Origin of the sequence: Haloferax sp. S1W, assembly GCF_044593955.1 — an archaeon.
GTDB lineage: Archaea > Halobacteriota > Halobacteria > Halobacteriales > Haloferacaceae > Haloferax.
In genome coordinates this window covers 69,132-85,407 of the sequence record NZ_CP172599.1, presented here as the reverse complement: position 1 = coordinate 85,407, position 16,276 = coordinate 69,132, and the positions used below count along the sequence as shown (strand labels likewise).

Below are 16,276 nucleotides of genomic sequence, written 5' to 3'. Positions count from 1 at the left end.
CTACCTTTCAGTCAGTTTTTCACTCTTGACGAGGGGTGTGTGGTTGCACAATTTTCTTCTTTCTGTCTGAGAATACGAGTCAAGCTTCCCATGCCTTAACCAACAGTTCTTCTCGACTCGCGGTTTTGTTGGTTAACAATTGGATCAACCCACAAAATGGCTCCCTGTCAACTGTTGATGCTCCAGTGAAGTGGAGTTTGATTTAGCCTACACAGAGATTAGAACGGGTCAATGAGTGCTGTATACCGGTGCTAGGCCATCCTCTGAACATTAGATATTCAGTGAATCAGTGATTCATTGATCAGCGTCTTGCTTTGCGAGTTCGCGAATCTTCTCTTTGGTTTCCACTTGGTGTTCGCCAAACGCCACCTCGAAGATACCACGATAGAAGTGTTTGTTCTTCTCCAGCGTGATACCCTCACGCTTCAGCTGCTTTTTCAGGCGAGTAAATGTAATCTCGATATCCTCGCTTTGCTCGGGTTCTACGTATATCGTGGCTGAGTCCCAGTCCTCACGGATATTCAGCGGCTCGTCGTCTGTCTCTCCCGTTTCACTTGCGGACGATTCGGTGGTACTCGCGGTCGAGCCCTGCTGCTGATTCGACTGGTTTCCCGTGGCCTCCCCTGAATCTCGAGTTTCTGCTTCTGTTTCAGACGACCTCGCTGCAGCCTCCTCTTCGGCGCTAGCGCCCTCGTCGTCCCCTTCGTCTGATGGGTTCTCGAACCGCTCATCCATTCCTCGGGGCATACTTAGGCCTCCACTTGGGCCTTGTCGAAGGCCCGTTCCATCGTCTTTGCAACTTCTAGGAAGAGGTCACGCTCTACTTGCTGATCGTTCGGGTCCTCCCATTCGAAAATATCTCGTCCGTTGTCCCACGCGCGCTGAATCGCCACTCGCATCGGGAGCTTGAAAATCGGTGCCATCGACGCGAAAGACTCGTCGAAGGCGTTGAGGAATTTTTTCGACTGACCGTCGTCCCGGTACATGTTCGCCAGGAGTCCGACGATTGCAATCTCAATCTGCTGGTTGCTCTCGATAGACTCCAGCTGGTCCCACAGGTCGTCAAGTGCGTCCCGTGATGTTGCTTGGGTCTGTGCAGCCAGGAAGACGTTCTGTGCCGCGATGAACGCCGCGTCGGTCAGGACAGAGAGGTCTGGCGGGCAGTCGATTACGATGAAATCGTAGTTGTAGCCGTCGTCAACCATCGCTTCGAGGGCGAGCTTCAACGAGAGACGAGCATTCGCATCGTCCATCCAATCTCGGGCAAGCCCCATGTCCTTGTGACTGGGAATCAGGTCGAAGTTCAGATGGTCGTACTCGTCGGCCTCGATCACGATCTCCGACAGACTAGTATCGTGCGTGCGCGGGTTGTCGACGAGGACGTCGAGAAGGTTCGCGTCATCGGTGACCAGTGTGTTGGGGAGTTCGTTCTTCGGACTCGAAGGGTCATTCTCGTCGCCCGGCCCCAGACCAAGTCCTTTCGTCATGTCGGCCTGTGGGTCCATATCGATCGCCAGAACATCGTGGCCGCGAGTGGCCAACGCCGCTGCGCTGTTGATCGTTGCCGTTGTCTTTCCAGTTCCGCCTTTCTGGTTCCCGAAGGCAATCGTGGGGATGCCAGTGGATGGTGTGACGCCCCATCCACGGGGTGTCTCGCTCATGGTTCGATCATTGAATCACTGACTCATAAATCCATTCCAGACATTCAGTTGTATCTGCCTTAACCTGTTTCTGCCGTAATCGAGCAGTAGATGGGCTGAAGTGCCTAAACTGCTTCAGCATAATTGAATCATTGATTCTTTGATTCACTGATTCATTGAATCACAATCTCTTGCCCTCTCTGATTCCTTGATTCAGTGAAGCCATGCTCCTAGTAGTGGGTCCTTGATTCCCCGATTCAGTGCTTCAAATATTCACTGATTCATGGATTCGCTGATTCATTGAATCACTGATTTAAGGATTCATGGATTCAATGATTCTTGTCTTAGCGATTGTCAGTGACTCTCCGAATCATGTAATCCTGAACTCTTTGACTCATTGATTCTCTGATTCAGGTATCTACCGAGCGAAGGCAACTGAGGAGGCATGAGAGACAGCGGTTGGTGTCACGTTCTCTCTCCTGATTTCGTGTACTAGCCTCAGCTCCGAAAATTGACTTAGAGTAGGACAGTGAGTTCGTCTGGATAACCTCGCTTAGGTGGAAAAGTGAGGGTATGATTTCAGCTTAGGGTCAGGGGTCTACAGAATCCATTATTGATTTTATCTGGTGGTTGTAATTTGTGGGTTGGAATCCCATCTCAATATCCAGAGAAAGGTGGATGGCTCCGCTAACATCCCATTCCTGTCTCTCGTTATAGTAATCTGCGGGGTATACCCCTCCAGCTGCTAAGAGACTTTTACCTTCTTTCCAGACTCCTGCTAATCCCCCTATCTTGAGATTCTTTCCGCCGATGGTGAAGGAGTCTTTCTCGACGTTTGGTATGTCAACGTCGTTGACTGGAATCTCGTCTACAGGATAGTATGCTGTCCACTTGTGGAACTTTGAAGGATTAGTTTCTTCCTCTCTCTGAACCTCGCCCTTGTATGTGACTTCGGTGAGTCCGAATTCCGTCATTCGGTCTCGCATCTGTGAACGGACTTCACTGTTGATGGTTTCTTGTTGGAATGAGGTGCCAAGGTGTGCGATTGAAGAGAAGAAATCTATTCTACTAGCGAAGGCAACCATGAGGGTCTGGTCGATCTTTCCGAAGGTTTCTTGCTTGATTCTCTCTCTGAGCTTTTTGTTCTCATAGAGTTTTGTGTGCCCAACAGCGGTCCAGCTCACGCCGAGGTCCTTCCCTTCTACAAAGACGATCGGCTTTGAATTGGGTGTAGTGACTTCCCACCCGTCTGGTATGTCAACGGAAGGGGCGGGTACGTCTTTATCAGAATTTTCGCCAGGCGATGCCTCGATTTGGCTTCCGCACCCGGCAATTAGTCCTGTTCCGGCGACAGCCGATGTAGCCAAGAATTCACGTCGACCAATATTCACATTATCTAATGTATTCTCGCTGAACAAAGTGTTTTCTACAAGATAGTCTGCGGAGAGCCCTTTTAGGACAACGTTGGATGATTTGACCTCAGAGAGTGCGGCGGCCAATAAACCGTTGAGAGGGATGTGTTGTCGTATCTTTCTAGTCTCCTTGCTTCACATGGGTTTTCAAGATAAATATGGCTAGAATTTTTTAAATGAGTGTGGGTCTCTGTGCTGTTAAGTATCCGTAACAAGGTTGAAAAAGTCGTCTCACTAACAGTTGAATAAATGGTGGGTGATTCTTCTGACGCAGACCACTATGTATCGCGTCCCGAAATAGAAGAACAACTGTTCAAATATGTCGGCAGAAGGGTGCCTCTGGTTCATATTGCTGGTGAGCCAGGTGTTGGAAAGACTTGGGTTCTCTCGAGAATCCAAGAGGAGTACGATGGTAAAAGTGATGTCGAGGTTCGAGCTATCGGTGAACACTACCAGATCAAGGATCTCTACCGTGTCATCTTCCGGTCTATTCTCGAACACCTTCCGGATGATTTGAAAGAGGAAGGTAGGAAATGGACCGGTGTGAGTGGGAGTGCTGCTGGATTCGGGGCAGGGGTCTCATGGGGTGAAGATTCGCCAGAAGCACCTGACATTCAGCTTGGTTATCGCGATGTACTCAAACGGGCTTCAGAACTAATTCCGGATGACAAACATCTTGTTATCTGTATTGATGATGTCCACAAGCTTAGTACTGATAATCAAGCAGTAAGAGATGCAATCAGGGAAGCTGCAGAAACCACGACAAATAATCTAACGCTAGTTACTGCAGGACGATTAGGCTTTGATGACCTAGATACCGCGGTAACGGTATCGACATTCTCGCCTGCTCAATCGGTTTCACTTCTTCAACAGGCGTTTTCCACCCTAAATAAAACAGCAGCAGAAGATATTCACGATCAAGTGGGAGGTCATCCCCTCTATCTCGGATTGATTATTGAGTCAAATAAAGAAGATGAACTCCCTGAGGTACCAAATTCTGATGTCTACAACGAAATTGAAAAGAGGTACCTTCGCTCGCTCTCTGATGAAGAAGAACGGTTCTTATTGTCAACTTCCCCTATCCACGTTTTAGATGAGAGTGTATGCGCCCGAGTCACATCCGATAGGTATGGGGTTGACCAAGTGGAGGCGTCACGGCTCCTTCGAGCTCTCAGCGACCGCGTTATTGTACAACGCCTTGGCCGCAACCGAATCCATTTGAAACAATACAAGATACACGACACCTTCCGACAATTTCTTCTCCAGCGCTTAGATAAAACGGCCCTACACGAAGCACATAGCCGAGCGTTTGCTCACTACGCCGAACAGACAATTGAACTCATAGAATCAGATAATAAAGATCTTGAGAGAGAAGTCGACTCAGTTTTCCCCTGTCTACATCATCTATCTGAAAATATAGCCGAATCAAGTACTGATGCGTTAGTCGAACTGATTGATGTTACACTTGCTGAGGGTGGGTTAAGCGTCTACCCTGCTATTCTCTTGCTTGATGAGCTCAAACTGTGGAATGCCGAATCCCTCCCAGAATCTGTGGTTGACACACTCATTTTAAGGTTAGATAACCGTCCAAAGGTAGCACGTCACTTCTACGATGAAGAGGCTGATATTTCATGGGCAGAGGAACTCTTCAGACGCGACCGATTCGACAATCCCGATAACTTACTTGTTGGGTACCTAAACAGAATCGCTGACAATCAACCAGATTTCATACTCAAAGTTATCCAGAATACTTCTACAGAGGATGACAATCTCAAACACTTCTTTATCTCACTCGCAAGTGATCTCCCCGCAGCAGATGCAGCGAAAGAGAGTAAAAAGATAGCACTATGGATTCGAACAACGGAGGCATATCACGACCTTGCGATTCGAGGCCTTGATCTAGTGAAACATCTATGCGAGAACGACGAGTTCAGTGCGGCTACTGACATTCTTGATGCTGTGCTTCATCCGAGACCTGAAAACACAGGAAAGCAGCTACAGCAAGATCAGGGAATGACGCACTACACAATAACGAGTACGTTCGAAGAAATATTCAATGACCTTCTCGAAGAGCAAAGCGACAAAATAGTCCCTCTTCTCAAGTCAAAGCTTGATTTCGCGTTGCAGTCTGAGGACAAGGAAGGCAACGTCAAGTACGAAGTGATTGCAAGGCGAGAATCACTTGGAGACCTCAACTACTCTGATGAACATTACCGTGAGTTGAAACACCTGCTTTTAGAATACTTTACCGAGGCAGCCGCATACTGGGTCGAGGAATATCCAGACCGCGATAATCGGCGTGAGTTCTTAGAAAACCTCCTAAGCGGGCCAGCCATGTTCCGGCGTATTGGGTTCTTCCTTCTCGGGAACCATCCTGACGTATTCTCAGACCTAGTAGAAGCTGAACTACTAAGTGAGGAAAACTACCGTGATGGGGTAACTGACTATGAATTTTATAGACTACTGGAGAAGGGATTCGACCTTCTCGATGAAGAACCCAAGCAACAGGTATGCGAAATTATTCGTAGAGGCCCTTACACAGACGATATAGAAGAAAGGGCTGAATGGCTGGCAGAAAATAACGACGAATCTACAAACTATTTCGAGAAACGAATAATCGAAAAATGGCGACGTGACCGTCTTCACCTTATTGCCAACTCACTTCCCGGTAAGCACGCGGAGTATCTAAAGACGCTACAAGAGAAGTACGGCGATCCGGAGCAATCACTAACTCAATCACGCCGACCAGAGGTTACCGGTGGTTTCGTCAATCAAAGAGGCCCAGAATCAACAGACGAACTAATAGAACAGCCCCCAAGAGAAGTTCTCACGAAGGCCGTAGAATGGGAACCACCTCAATCAGAACTCTGGGAAAAGAATGAGGAAGGCCAGATGGAAGAATACAACCATCTTGGATTTTCTCGGCAACTCAGCGATCTAATCAAAGAACACCCAGAGCGATATGCTCGTGAAATTTCGATCTTAGAAGATGCGAATACACGGTACGCTCAAGCCGCTTTCCGTGCTTTTCAAGAGGTTCTTGATGATGAGATGGTCTTTTCCTGGGACTCTATAGTTCAACTTTGCCAAACAGTTGTTTCCGATCCAGAAAAGTGGAGTAACTCTTGTCGAACCAACATCGCCAAACTGCTCAATAAAGGAATCCACACAGATACAACTTCATTCCCAGAAGACCACGTGACCGAAATCCGTGAAATTTTACTCACACTGGTTGAGGACCACGACCCCGATGAGGAAACTGATCAACCGTCTGAAGGCATGGCTGGTTATGGTGAACCAACACACGTAGCAATCAACTCTACTCGGCCAATGGCCCTCAACGCACTACTGACGTTTGCAGGTTGGTTACGTGATGAAAGAGACAGACAAGAGCTTGATGACGAGTTGCGTTATGCCGTCCGTACTCGAATTACGGATGACTTTTCGCTTGCTGTTAGATCGGTAATTGGCCGAAGGATCTACCAACTATGGAACCTTGATGAAAATCTGGTTGAACAGCATATAGAAGATATCTTTCCCAGAGGCTCCGATACGATACAAAGAAAGCTCTTCATCGCAGCATGGAACCAATATGCTGCTCACAATTCGATGTGGGGTGTTGACCTCTTCCGACCATACTATGTTCACGCTATCGACCTACTCGAAAACGAATATGAGGGATACAGTATTGCTTCTCAGCCGACAGCTGCCCATGTAGCTTCTTCATATATTTTCGGCGAAGAAGAATTGTCGAATGATAATAGCTTGATTTTCAGATTCTACGAGAAAGCATCTCCCGAGACTGCTGCTGACCTCGCAACTGCAATAGCTTCGAAAGCGGAGAAAGACGATGTGCTTGATGAGTACTGGAACTCCGTTCGTGATCTTTGGTCATGGAGACTGGACACTCTTGAAGCAGATGCAACCAATGAAACAAAGGAGAGAACGACAAGAAATGAGGCAAGGCAGTTCCTGAAATGTGTTCGCAATACTGCGACAACCACTCTGGAAAGCGAGGAAAGGTTGATAGTCCGCACACTTCCGTTCATCGCCGACTATTCTGTCTACTGGAGGATGACCGAAGAGTGGCTTTCAGAAACCTCTGAACGGCACCCAAGAATAGCAATCAAACTCTATCAAGAACTTGTAAGTGCTGTTTCGGACAGCTCTTGGTCAAATATTGCAAGAACAAGTCGAGAAGAGCATCGGAAAAAACTCTACGAGAATGCCGTCACTGCAGGTGATGACCCACGTCAAATCGCACTACGAATCGCGAACCACTTCGTAGCTGAGGGCTTGAAAATGGATCGAGACTTCATGGACGAGCACATGGGTACCTTCTAAATTCAAATATTAATTGGTAGCACACATCCTCGATGCCTTATTCGGCTAGTTTTTGTCGCAGCTCAATTGCCTCCTTTCTGATGTCCCAGATGATTTGTTTGAATTTCTCTTGGTTGTTCAAAGGCAAAGAATCTTCGAGTCGGATCTGATTTTGGTAGTATTTTCTCGGGTGTTCTTCGATTTCTCCTGCAAAGACCGGGCCGGGTTCTTTCTCCTTATAGTCGTATTCGAGAATCCGATCAAACGCTGCTTCAACGATTTGGGCGTTGCCGTTGTGCATTACTCGTCCGATTGTGCTCGACCAAGATATCCCATGGTCTATTGGTTCAGCTTCGTGAATGAATGCGATTTCAATTAGTGCTTGACAGAGGACTGTAGCGTAGTCATCGGCTCCGGATTTGGTGGCTTGGGTACAGATGTTCTGCCAGTTATCTTTGAAGTTGCCTTCAGTTATAGGGTAGACGTCATTTTGGATTAGAAATCGGAGAAAACTTTCTGTGGTCTTGAATAGCGTACTTTTCAGTTGGTAGATAGCACGGACTTCTTCACGGTGCGGATAATCATCCGGGACATGTTCATGTTGCCAGTCCATCCCCACTTCTTTCAGATAGTCGCCGTATTGCTCAAGTAGCGCTTCGTGTGATTTCTCTAAGTTAAGGTAGAGACGCATCATGGAATTCTGGTACCATCTGATGTCGTCTACTTTCCACAAGTGACGGTTGACATTGTGCTCCATTGAAGAACAGGTTAGCCAGACAAGGTCGGGATCTGGGTGTTCTGAGGCGTCTACGAGGAGTTTACCTAGTCTTCTCCAAGCATTGTTTGCGGCTATTAGGGATGATTCAACAGGTGCATGGAGCAGGATATTCGAGAGCCCTCTTTCGGCATGGCGTCCAATCCTTCCTATAGAACGATCCAGACCGTCTTTCCCTAACTTGTATTGCCATTCAGTGGCTTGGTCGACTATTTGAGACTCGTCTGTTTCCTCAGCGTGTAGAGCGATTTCCACTAAGTGCTCTGTGAGAACTGGCTCAGACAACTCATCTGTTACATTCGGATCATAATCCGCAAACACGCCATTGCTATCTAGCTCTCTCAGAATTCTTTGAACGAGTTCTCCATATTCACGAATTGCCTTCTCAACGGTGACGCGCTCACCTTGTGAGAGAGCATTCATCGTCAGACTATACAGAGGACGCATGGGATGAGGTTCGTCAGACCCATTTTGAGCCGATTGTTGAACCTTCATTAGGTATCGTTCGGCAGTCATCCCTGAAACAAAGGCACCGATGGCACCTTCGGGAGTACTTTGCTCGGTTGCTTCCTGAACAAATACAAACAAACAGTATGCAGTAGCGGCTGCCATTCCACTTGAACCGAAAACCCCTGCAGTGTGCCACTCAACTGATGATCCGGGAACGTTGTAAAGCAACCAAAGATCAAGAGCGATTGAGAACACAAACAGTCCGAATGTATACACAAAAATCGGTTGCTGAATGAAGGTTGAAACCATACGCGGAGAATACCGGGTTCCAATCAACTGAATCCCAATCAAAGTCACAGAGAACACAATTGCTAAAACACCAGCTTGAGCGCCAGCTAAAGCACTGAGCAAAGAACTGGTATTGTTTGGACCAGCGGCCCAATTGGTGGACAAACTTACTGCAATACCCACCATCGGGAAGAGCAGAGTTGATACGAGAACTGTGGTTGGAATTCGCTCAAGAAACCGTTTGTAAGTATTAGTTGGGAAATTCATAGTCACTCAAAGTCCGGTTATCAATCTGTGTATCATATTTTCGACCTTGATTTTAAGCAACTTCTCCTCATCTGATATTGATAGATTCTATACTCACATGTGAATCTTTGCTCGAAGGTAGACTGCGCCGAACGCCGTAGCACCATAGACCAGTAAGTCGAATACACCAAGGAATTCGGTTTGAATCAACGTCCCAAGCGAAAAGAAGAGTCCCAGAATCCAGCCAGCCAGGTACCCAAACGACCAGTAGCGGGATTTGTCGATCAGGAAAACGAGCCCTATTATCGAAATCACGTTGACGAGAGTGAAGTGGAACTTCGGTACAAGCCCGCTCTCAATTATTGCCGAAAACATGGCTGCAACTACTAACGCTTCGACAACCATTCCGAAACCTCTCTCAAGACCGTGTTCCATTCCCGGCATCCTATTCAGTCAGTACTTGTTGAGGGCATTTCAAAAACATAACCTACCTTGGATTCTCAAAACAATGATTTCAGACTTGCTACGATCCCGTTGAAGTGTTCTTTTGGAGATAGAGAATTGACCAACCATTCTTTCCAAAGATAGATCTTCCCTATTGGGCTATCAGTGGTCTGTTCTTCGACATCCCAACCTTCGTCTCGAAGATAGTTGGCTATGCCTTTCCGGTGGTTTCCTCCACAACTAACCAGGACTGTCTGGTATCCCTCTTCATCCGAAATCTGGAGGATACTCTCAGCCATGCCCTCGTCTCGATCATACATCGCTCTACCTTCAATGAGTAGAAAATAGGCTAGCGCCCAGGCAAATCCAAATACGAATATCATCCCGATGGCAGCGGAGTACACTAGTGCAGGCATCCATTGTGGTGCTAGTTTTTCCACGACCAATCGAAACGGCGTTGAAATCAGGCCAAGGATGATTGCCGCAAAGAACGGTGAAAGAGCAAAAAGTAGAGCTCGCTTCCAGTTCGAGACCATCTCATATGTTTCGTGAATTGCTGCGTCGATCTTTCCGTGGAATGGGACATCTTGATTCTCGGCTTTCGCTCGAAAACCATCTGTCGACATGTAAAACCGGCCGTACGTTGCACCGTATACCACATGCCCGATAGCGAATAAAGCGTAGAGCGAATCGATGTCTCTCTGGAAGTAATCCTTGTCGTAGCCTTCTCGAAAGACGGCGTCAAAATTAGATAGGTCAAAATCCATCAAGGCCTGTTTATCCTTCTTGGATAGATGGGTTTCACCTTTGATCAACGCTTTTGGCATTCACAATATCATTAGGTTCTGGACACTTTTTACTGTATACTATTGCGACATTTCGAACCTCTGAACACCCTACTTCGATGCAGTCTCGTTTGTGTCGCGGTCCCGAAGCAGTTGAAACACAATCTAACGACCAAACGCCGTGTCAACTTCTCGTACATTCCCCGCCGACGGGCCTTCCGCTCTTGCTCTCTCGATAGGTAATTCCGAAGAAGACCTCCGTCGACGAACTCCCCTGGTCTTCAGCAATCCCCTCAAAGTCCGAAGTGACGTGTACGGTTCTATGCCTTGTGGGGTAGAATGCGACACATGAAGAAGTGTCGTAAGTGCAGATCAACAGGAGCAACCGAATCGACCAGGTACTGTCACGAGTGTGGGAGCGAACTCGTCGACGAGGACGAACAGTTCATTAGGGGAATTGGAAATGGCTTCCTCACCCAGGCAGACTGGGTGTGTATCGCGGAATCCATCAATGGCCAGAGGGACCCACCACCAGAACGGTACCACACCCGGCTTGACGAGAAGATGCGACACTCGCTGACTGACTTTGCCATACTCTACCACTGGGAAGACTTCGATCCCTCATCTGCGTTCAAGTCGATGGCTCGCAGTAAAGATGGACCGACAGATGACGAAATTACGGAGGCAGTGATCATCGTGAAATCTTTCGCTCTACTGTACAGGGGGTTGGGACGGTGGGCGTACGAGCTGGTCACTGGGTTTGCGATTGAGACAATAGAAGAACTCTCTGCCGACGACGTCAATGTGACAATTACAATCTCCAGTAGTGAAACTGTGCAACAGGGGGGCCACACAAGTAGAGAGTGAGCACGTAGTAATGTAGCACTCAAAAACAAAATACGATTGCCAGCAATACCATTCAACAGTGGCTGATTTGGGTAGTGCCGACCGAAAGACGAAACGTGAGGTTCAGAGAACTCTCGACACCATTGGTGAGGGATCTCCCGGTCAACTTCGGTGACTTATGGAATGCGCTGGCCACTTCGACAGCATCATTGGCGTGTTGATGGCCTGTACCGAACTCGCCGACGCTGGGCGCATTGAAGAAGTTCTTTCAGAAGAGGACAGTACAACTGTCTACCGGTTTGCTGATGACACTGAGGTCTGATCCCGAGACGAGATGGGAGATGCGTATTTCTATCCGGTTCTGGAGTCACGTCCAATTGGAGCGGTTAAGTAACTCACCGTCGTAATTGGTTGCCTTTGCCACCTCGATAAGTATCTCACGGGCGCTTACGTGCCCTCACTCCAACCATCGTGATTTATGTCTTGAACGTGGTACGGACCATCTGGAAGAAACACGAATTATCCTTATTGAGTGAATGGGACGCCCCAATTAGGTAGAATGCGGAGATTTACTGTATTTTTGAGTATCTACGATAGAAGAAATTCGCCATATTATATTCTTCTTCAACTTAAATAAAATATAGTTCGAAGGAAACCCAAATACCACATATGTCAGGAATTGAGATGTCGGCTGGTCTGACTACGATATTAAGCTTAGCGGGTGGGATATCGGAGCAAATAGAGTACTGGCGGAAATATCGCGGGAGACGAATTCGTATTGAGAACGTCAATCATGAGCACCACCCCTCACTTGCCTCCACAAATGAAGTAAGATACGTAATCGAGGGTGAAATATCGAAAGTAATGTCATTTCCACCAGGGTTCCTGCTCAAAGAGGTATCTGAACGCGTTGTTGAACGTGAGGTCTCTGGTATGATGGGTTCAGCAGATGAAACAGACAACCTGATACGAGAGTCAAGGGAGCGATTTGTATCTTTCAGAGCTATTCAGCAGTTAGAATTTGTTGAACAAAATGAGAAAACTAAGTGATTCAACCCACGTCTATATATGTCTGGAATTACGTGCGTATCTGAGACTACCTATAATGAACTCGTAGTTGTTTGTTCACGATTTCGTTCGAAGCCGTCCAACCACGTAGAAAGCACGCTGGTGTCAATATCCTCGGCGACCGTTCCATCGCTGAGGAGTCGACCCAACACACCATCTCGACCCCACCCACAGATAATAGGTCGATCAGTAGTGCCATCTCGAGACTCCGCGTGACGAATCAAGCGCTGGGAGTCTTCGTTTTCATCACGAATAGCGGTGACGAGCTGGCTCAACAGGGGATTACCCGGTGCTAAGTGGTGTACAGATGGGAATTCGTCCGAACATTCTGCGGAGAACGTCACCGCGACCATGTCGTCGGCTGGTGCAATCGCTTGAGCGAGGGTCTGCTCTCCATCAGACTGCGGAAGCTCAATCGACGAACCGTCAGTGGTGAGACGGTACGTACTTGCTTCAAAGGCGAACTCGTCGACAGAGTCGAGGTCGTCTACATCAAGTTCCAGGTCGCCAATTTGCGTGAATTTGACACCTAAGTCAGCCAGCGTCTCATTGCCGACAAAAAACGCCTGCAGGCTTTCAACCTCGAACGGGGCCGGATACTCGTACTCAGTATCACCAACGTCGACGATATCAGGGTGGTTGTAGGACTGCCACGCATCGAGCTTTGCCTCATCAATAACGTCCTGTGCGACCAGCGAATCGACGGAGTCTAGCGATTCACCGACATCAACCCTGTCACCTTGTTCTTGTTCTTCGATCTGCTTGGTGAATTCGCGATCAGCCTCTTCAACGACCCGTCTGCTCTCCTCACGGTCAGTTTTGAGGGCTGCATCTCGGATCTGGCGGCTCACTCCAGAGAGGATGGGTTGCATCTCGCCGACGACGTTCTCGAATAAGCCGATTCGGTCGTCGAGTCGATCGTAAATGTCTGTCTCGACAGTATCCTCGTAGCTGTAGTTGAGGATCGTGACTTCGTCGAACCGCTGTCCGATACGGTCGATTCTGCCGATTCGCTGCTCGACGCGCATCGGATTCCACGGAAGGTCGTAGTTGATGAGTGCGCCACACTCCTGCAGGTTGAGACCCTCACTCGCAGAGTCGGTACAGACGAGGATGTCGACGTGTCCTTCGTCAGATGAAAATTCGCGCTTTACGCGCTCCTTACCGACCTGTATCCACTCACCAGATTCACCGTCGTACACCTCGCCACCGCGGCCGGAATAGGTTGCGACGGTTTCACCGTGTATAGAGACAAGGCTCTCGCGGATGAAGTCCATCGTGTCTGCGTATTGGGTGAAAACAATCGCTCGGTTGTGACCCTCGCGGTCTAACTCGTTGAGGTCCTCGATCAACTGCCCAATCTTCGGGTCTTGGTCGATTGCGGTCAGTTCATCCACGAACGACTCTAGCTCGTCAATCTCCTGTTCCAGTAAGTGAAGCCCTTCATCAGTCACGTTTGGAATGATCTCTGCGAGGTCCGCATCTTCGAAATCGCCTTCTAACTCATCGAGCGCTTCGGAGTCATCGAGATCATACTCAGAAAGAGTCTCCATGACGACTTGCTGGGTACTCGCAGAAGCACCGTCCTTTGCCCGTTGTTTACCTTTCAGCACGGTACGCTGTCCCCGAAGCTTTCGGAGCCGGTTTTGGAGACTCTGTGAAATCGCGTACACGCTGCTAGTGAGGCGTTGTCGATACGTGGTCATCACAAACCCGATAGCACGAGATTCAGCCTCGTCTGACTGCTGAGCAAGTTTGTAGAACTTCCTCGTGTAGTCGTCAATGCGGTCGTACACACGTCGGGTCTCCTCGGTGAGCTCGATCTTGTGCTGTTCTGGATCACGGTCGGGAACCGTCGCGTCAAGCAGGCCGACCCGTTCGTACTTTCGAAGGGTGTCACGAGTGTTCCGGTGGATGAGCGCATCGACAGGCGTAGATGCAGAGAGGACGTCCTGAACAACTTGCCAGCCGGACTTAGACAGTTCATCGAGTGCTGCAAGTCGCTCGTTTCGTGAGAAGGTCAACCACTCTTCGTCGGCCTTCCATTCCGGATAGAGGAGATACTTCAGCTTCTCGTCCTCTTTGGCGTCAAACGGATCGACATCGTGCTCTTCCATCGAGGATTCGAACAATTCGATATACCCGTCGTAGTACTCTCCGTAATCGCTAGCGAGGTCACAGGCACGCAGGACACGCTGCTTTGCGATGGAACGTGCATGCTGTTCGTTTCTCACGTCGAGTTCTGAACCAATAGAGTCGAAGACCCGATCCGAAAGACTTCGAGACCCAGAGAGTCGGTCTTGATACCGGCCCTCGGTGAGTGTTGCTTGTGCGGACCACGAGTCAGTTCGTCCAGATGAGTTGCCCTCTCCGAAGACCTCGTCGATTGCCTTGGTGAGTGCCCGTCGCGTCTCGAAGAACTCCACGAACTGTTCCTGATTGTCCCACTCGCCGGGGAGGTCGAGCAGAGCCATCAAGTCGTACAGTTCGCCAGCGTGCAGCTGCATCGGCGTCGCCGAGAGCAGGTAGTAGGTCTGTGTATGATCACGAAGCCGTTCAAGCATCGAGTAGAAGCTGCTTCCTTCGCGGCCGTTGTGTGCCTCGTCAACGATTACAGCGTCCCAGACTCCCTCTCGGTTAGATGATTGTCGACCGCGACAACTCGCAGGAACGTCTTCCCGAGTTCGGACAGTGCCACTGTACTCTGGTGCCACCTGATTCCAGCGGTCCTTCAGCCGTGCCGTGTGCCAGGACATGATGATAATCGAGGGAGTACTGGCGGCGGCGTCGACTTGTTTCTCGTGGAGGAATCGCCAGATAGGGCTCTCTACCCATGCCTGCTCGCGTTCACCACCCTCGAGGTCGAGTTCTGAGGCTGAAGGTGGAATGTGTTCGCGGCCGAAGGCGTCGATGAAGGCGTACTCGTAGTCACTCCCGCGTTCGTACCGATACGTATTCAGGTTGAACTTCTCCCACATCTCCTCTTGCCACTGGACTGTGAGACTCGCTGGAACGAGCAGCAGTCCGGTTGCGAGTTCGTCGGTGAGTCCAAGACGTGAGAGTGTCAAGCCCGCCTCGATGGTCTTTCCGAGACCAACTTCGTCGCATAGCAAGAAGCTGTTTGGATAGGTGTTGACGAGCGTGTCGGAGACGACCCGTTGGTGTGGCCACGGCGTGATTGTACTCCCTTTCTCTGCGAGCGCGAGACCGCCGGGAGAGAGGGGTCCGTCGGCGATGATGTTGGCTTTGTCGCGGTCGGTCGGAGATGCTTCACCACGAGCGATCAGGATTGCTTCCTCCAACTTCGTCTGTGAGTCCGGGTCTTTCCAGTCGATAAGTTCCTTCTTGATGGCCTCCGGGAGGTCGTACACCTCGACGTAGGGGTGTTCGTCTTTCCAGAGGCGCTCGAACGTGTCGACGTCGCCGTCAACGTACGTTGACTGTTGGTCGACCCACGAACGATGAACCTTGAACCGCTCGTAATTGTTCTTCCAGCCGCCGACGGTCTCGTTTACGCTCCCCTCGAAGGAGAGCGCGTTCCCATCCTCGTCGTGGAACACGCCCATCTTCGGGTGGAAGATGCGCCACGAACCCTGACGAGGGACAGCGACCTTGATGTGAAGTCGATCCTCGCGGAGGAGCCGAGCAAGAAGTTGGAGCTGGGCGTCCAGCCGTTCGTCGTCCAATTCGTCCAGTGATTCTGTTAACTCGTCGGTGAGTGCCTCGAAAACGGGGCGGTCAGTCGTATAGAGTTCCGTGCCTACGACGAGTCGCATTTCGCCGTCGTTCTCAAGGAGAGCGTCGATTCCTCGGGAAGCAACCGCGAGAGCACTACTGGAGAAGTAGCCCGCGATACGGTCGTACCGAATCGACCGTGTGAGTGCTGGGACGTAGAATTCGTCGACGAGGTACGCCCCGTCCGCCTGCGGCTGGCTTTCGTAGATAGAATTCCAGGTGTATGAGGGAAGCGACATCGAGATGACTTATGTCGAGTAATTC

General features: G+C 49.5%; 10 protein-coding genes and 1 pseudogene. 3 read left to right on the top strand and 8 right to left on the bottom strand.

The window, feature by feature from the left end:
• Positions 1 to 294: 294 nt before the first annotated feature.
• The 3 genes from ACH9L7_RS19835 to ACH9L7_RS19825 all read right to left on the bottom strand — a co-directional run bounded on the left by ACH9L7_RS19835 (position 295) and on the right by ACH9L7_RS19825 (position 3,139).
• Positions 295 to 735 (bottom strand): hypothetical protein, encoded by a 441-nt coding sequence (locus tag ACH9L7_RS19835; RefSeq protein WP_396614021.1) that lies wholly within the window; start codon positions 733 to 735, stop codon positions 295 to 297.
• A gap of 14 nt (positions 736 to 749) precedes the next feature.
• A complete protein-coding gene (locus ACH9L7_RS19830) occupies positions 750 to 1,661 on the bottom strand; it encodes a ParA family protein (protein WP_008322121.1) in 912 nt (303 codons plus the stop codon).
• 569 nt (positions 1,662 to 2,230) lie between these two features.
• A complete protein-coding gene (locus tag ACH9L7_RS19825; protein ID WP_396613986.1) occupies positions 2,231 to 3,139 on the bottom strand; it encodes a hypothetical protein in 909 nt (302 codons plus the stop codon).
• A 162-nt stretch (positions 3,140 to 3,301) separates the two neighbouring features.
• On the opposite strand from ACH9L7_RS19825, the gene ACH9L7_RS19820 reads away from it, so the two are divergent.
• A complete protein-coding gene (locus tag ACH9L7_RS19820; protein WP_396613985.1) occupies positions 3,302 to 7,396 on the top strand; it encodes an ATP-binding protein in 4,095 nt (1,364 codons plus the stop codon).
• 37 nt (positions 7,397 to 7,433) lie between these two features.
• Here the strand turns inward: ACH9L7_RS19820 and ACH9L7_RS19815 are convergent, their stop codons facing one another.
• The 4 genes and pseudogenes from ACH9L7_RS19815 to ACH9L7_RS19800 all read right to left on the bottom strand — a co-directional run.
• Positions 7,434 to 9,155 (bottom strand): DUF2254 family protein, encoded by a 1,722-nt coding sequence (locus ACH9L7_RS19815; protein WP_396613984.1) that lies wholly within the window; start codon positions 9,153 to 9,155, stop codon positions 7,434 to 7,436.
• 93 nt (positions 9,156 to 9,248) lie between these two features.
• Complete coding sequence (locus tag ACH9L7_RS19810; protein WP_396613983.1) at positions 9,249 to 9,539, bottom strand: hypothetical protein; 291 nt, start codon at positions 9,537 to 9,539, stop codon at positions 9,249 to 9,251.
• A gap of 95 nt (positions 9,540 to 9,634) precedes the next feature.
• Positions 9,635 to 10,405 (bottom strand): hypothetical protein, encoded by a 771-nt coding sequence (locus ACH9L7_RS19805; RefSeq protein ID WP_396613982.1) that lies wholly within the window; start codon positions 10,403 to 10,405, stop codon positions 9,635 to 9,637.
• Positions 10,406 to 10,528: 123 nt separating this feature from the next.
• A pseudogene (locus tag ACH9L7_RS19800) lies at positions 10,529 to 10,658 on the bottom strand (site-specific integrase); the annotation flags it as partial.
• 53 nt (positions 10,659 to 10,711) lie between these two features.
• Between ACH9L7_RS19800 and ACH9L7_RS19795 the strand changes: the two are divergent.
• Both ACH9L7_RS19795 and ACH9L7_RS19790 read left to right on the top strand, forming a co-directional pair.
• A complete protein-coding gene (locus ACH9L7_RS19795) occupies positions 10,712 to 11,230 on the top strand; it encodes a hypothetical protein (RefSeq protein ID WP_396613981.1) in 519 nt (172 codons plus the stop codon).
• A 648-nt stretch (positions 11,231 to 11,878) separates the two neighbouring features.
• Positions 11,879 to 12,259, top strand: a complete 381-nt coding sequence (locus tag ACH9L7_RS19790) for a hypothetical protein (RefSeq protein ID WP_396613980.1) — start codon at positions 11,879 to 11,881, stop codon at positions 12,257 to 12,259.
• Between the two features lie 50 nt (positions 12,260 to 12,309).
• Here ACH9L7_RS19790 and ACH9L7_RS19785 read toward each other — a convergent pair whose 3' ends face one another.
• Entirely contained in the window at positions 12,310 to 16,251 is a 3,942-nt protein-coding gene (locus ACH9L7_RS19785; RefSeq protein WP_396613979.1) for a helicase-related protein, read from the bottom strand.
• Between the last annotated feature and the right edge of the window lie 25 nt (positions 16,252 to 16,276).

Excerpts from the sequence above, each read along its gene's own strand:
- ACH9L7_RS19835 (WP_396614021.1), bottom strand. The coding sequence starts at position 735 with ATGGATGAGCGGTTCGAGAACCCATCAGACGAAGGGGACGACGAGGGC.
- ACH9L7_RS19790 (WP_396613980.1), top strand. The coding sequence starts at position 11,879 with ATGTCAGGAATTGAGATGTCGGCTGGTCTGACTACGATATTAAGCTTA.
- ACH9L7_RS19815 (WP_396613984.1), bottom strand. The coding sequence starts at position 9,155 with ATGAATTTCCCAACTAATACTTACAAACGGTTTCTTGAGCGAATTCCA.
- ACH9L7_RS19830 (WP_008322121.1), bottom strand. The coding sequence starts at position 1,661 with ATGAGCGAGACACCCCGTGGATGGGGCGTCACACCATCCACTGGCATC.
- ACH9L7_RS19805 (WP_396613982.1), bottom strand. The coding sequence starts at position 10,405 with ATGCCAAAAGCGTTGATCAAAGGTGAAACCCATCTATCCAAGAAGGAT.
- ACH9L7_RS19810 (WP_396613983.1), bottom strand. The coding sequence starts at position 9,539 with ATGGTTGTCGAAGCGTTAGTAGTTGCAGCCATGTTTTCGGCAATAATT.
- ACH9L7_RS19795 (WP_396613981.1), top strand. The coding sequence starts at position 10,712 with ATGAAGAAGTGTCGTAAGTGCAGATCAACAGGAGCAACCGAATCGACC.
- ACH9L7_RS19785 (WP_396613979.1), bottom strand. The coding sequence starts at position 16,251 with ATGTCGCTTCCCTCATACACCTGGAATTCTATCTACGAAAGCCAGCCG.
- ACH9L7_RS19820 (WP_396613985.1), top strand. The coding sequence starts at position 3,302 with ATGGTGGGTGATTCTTCTGACGCAGACCACTATGTATCGCGTCCCGAA.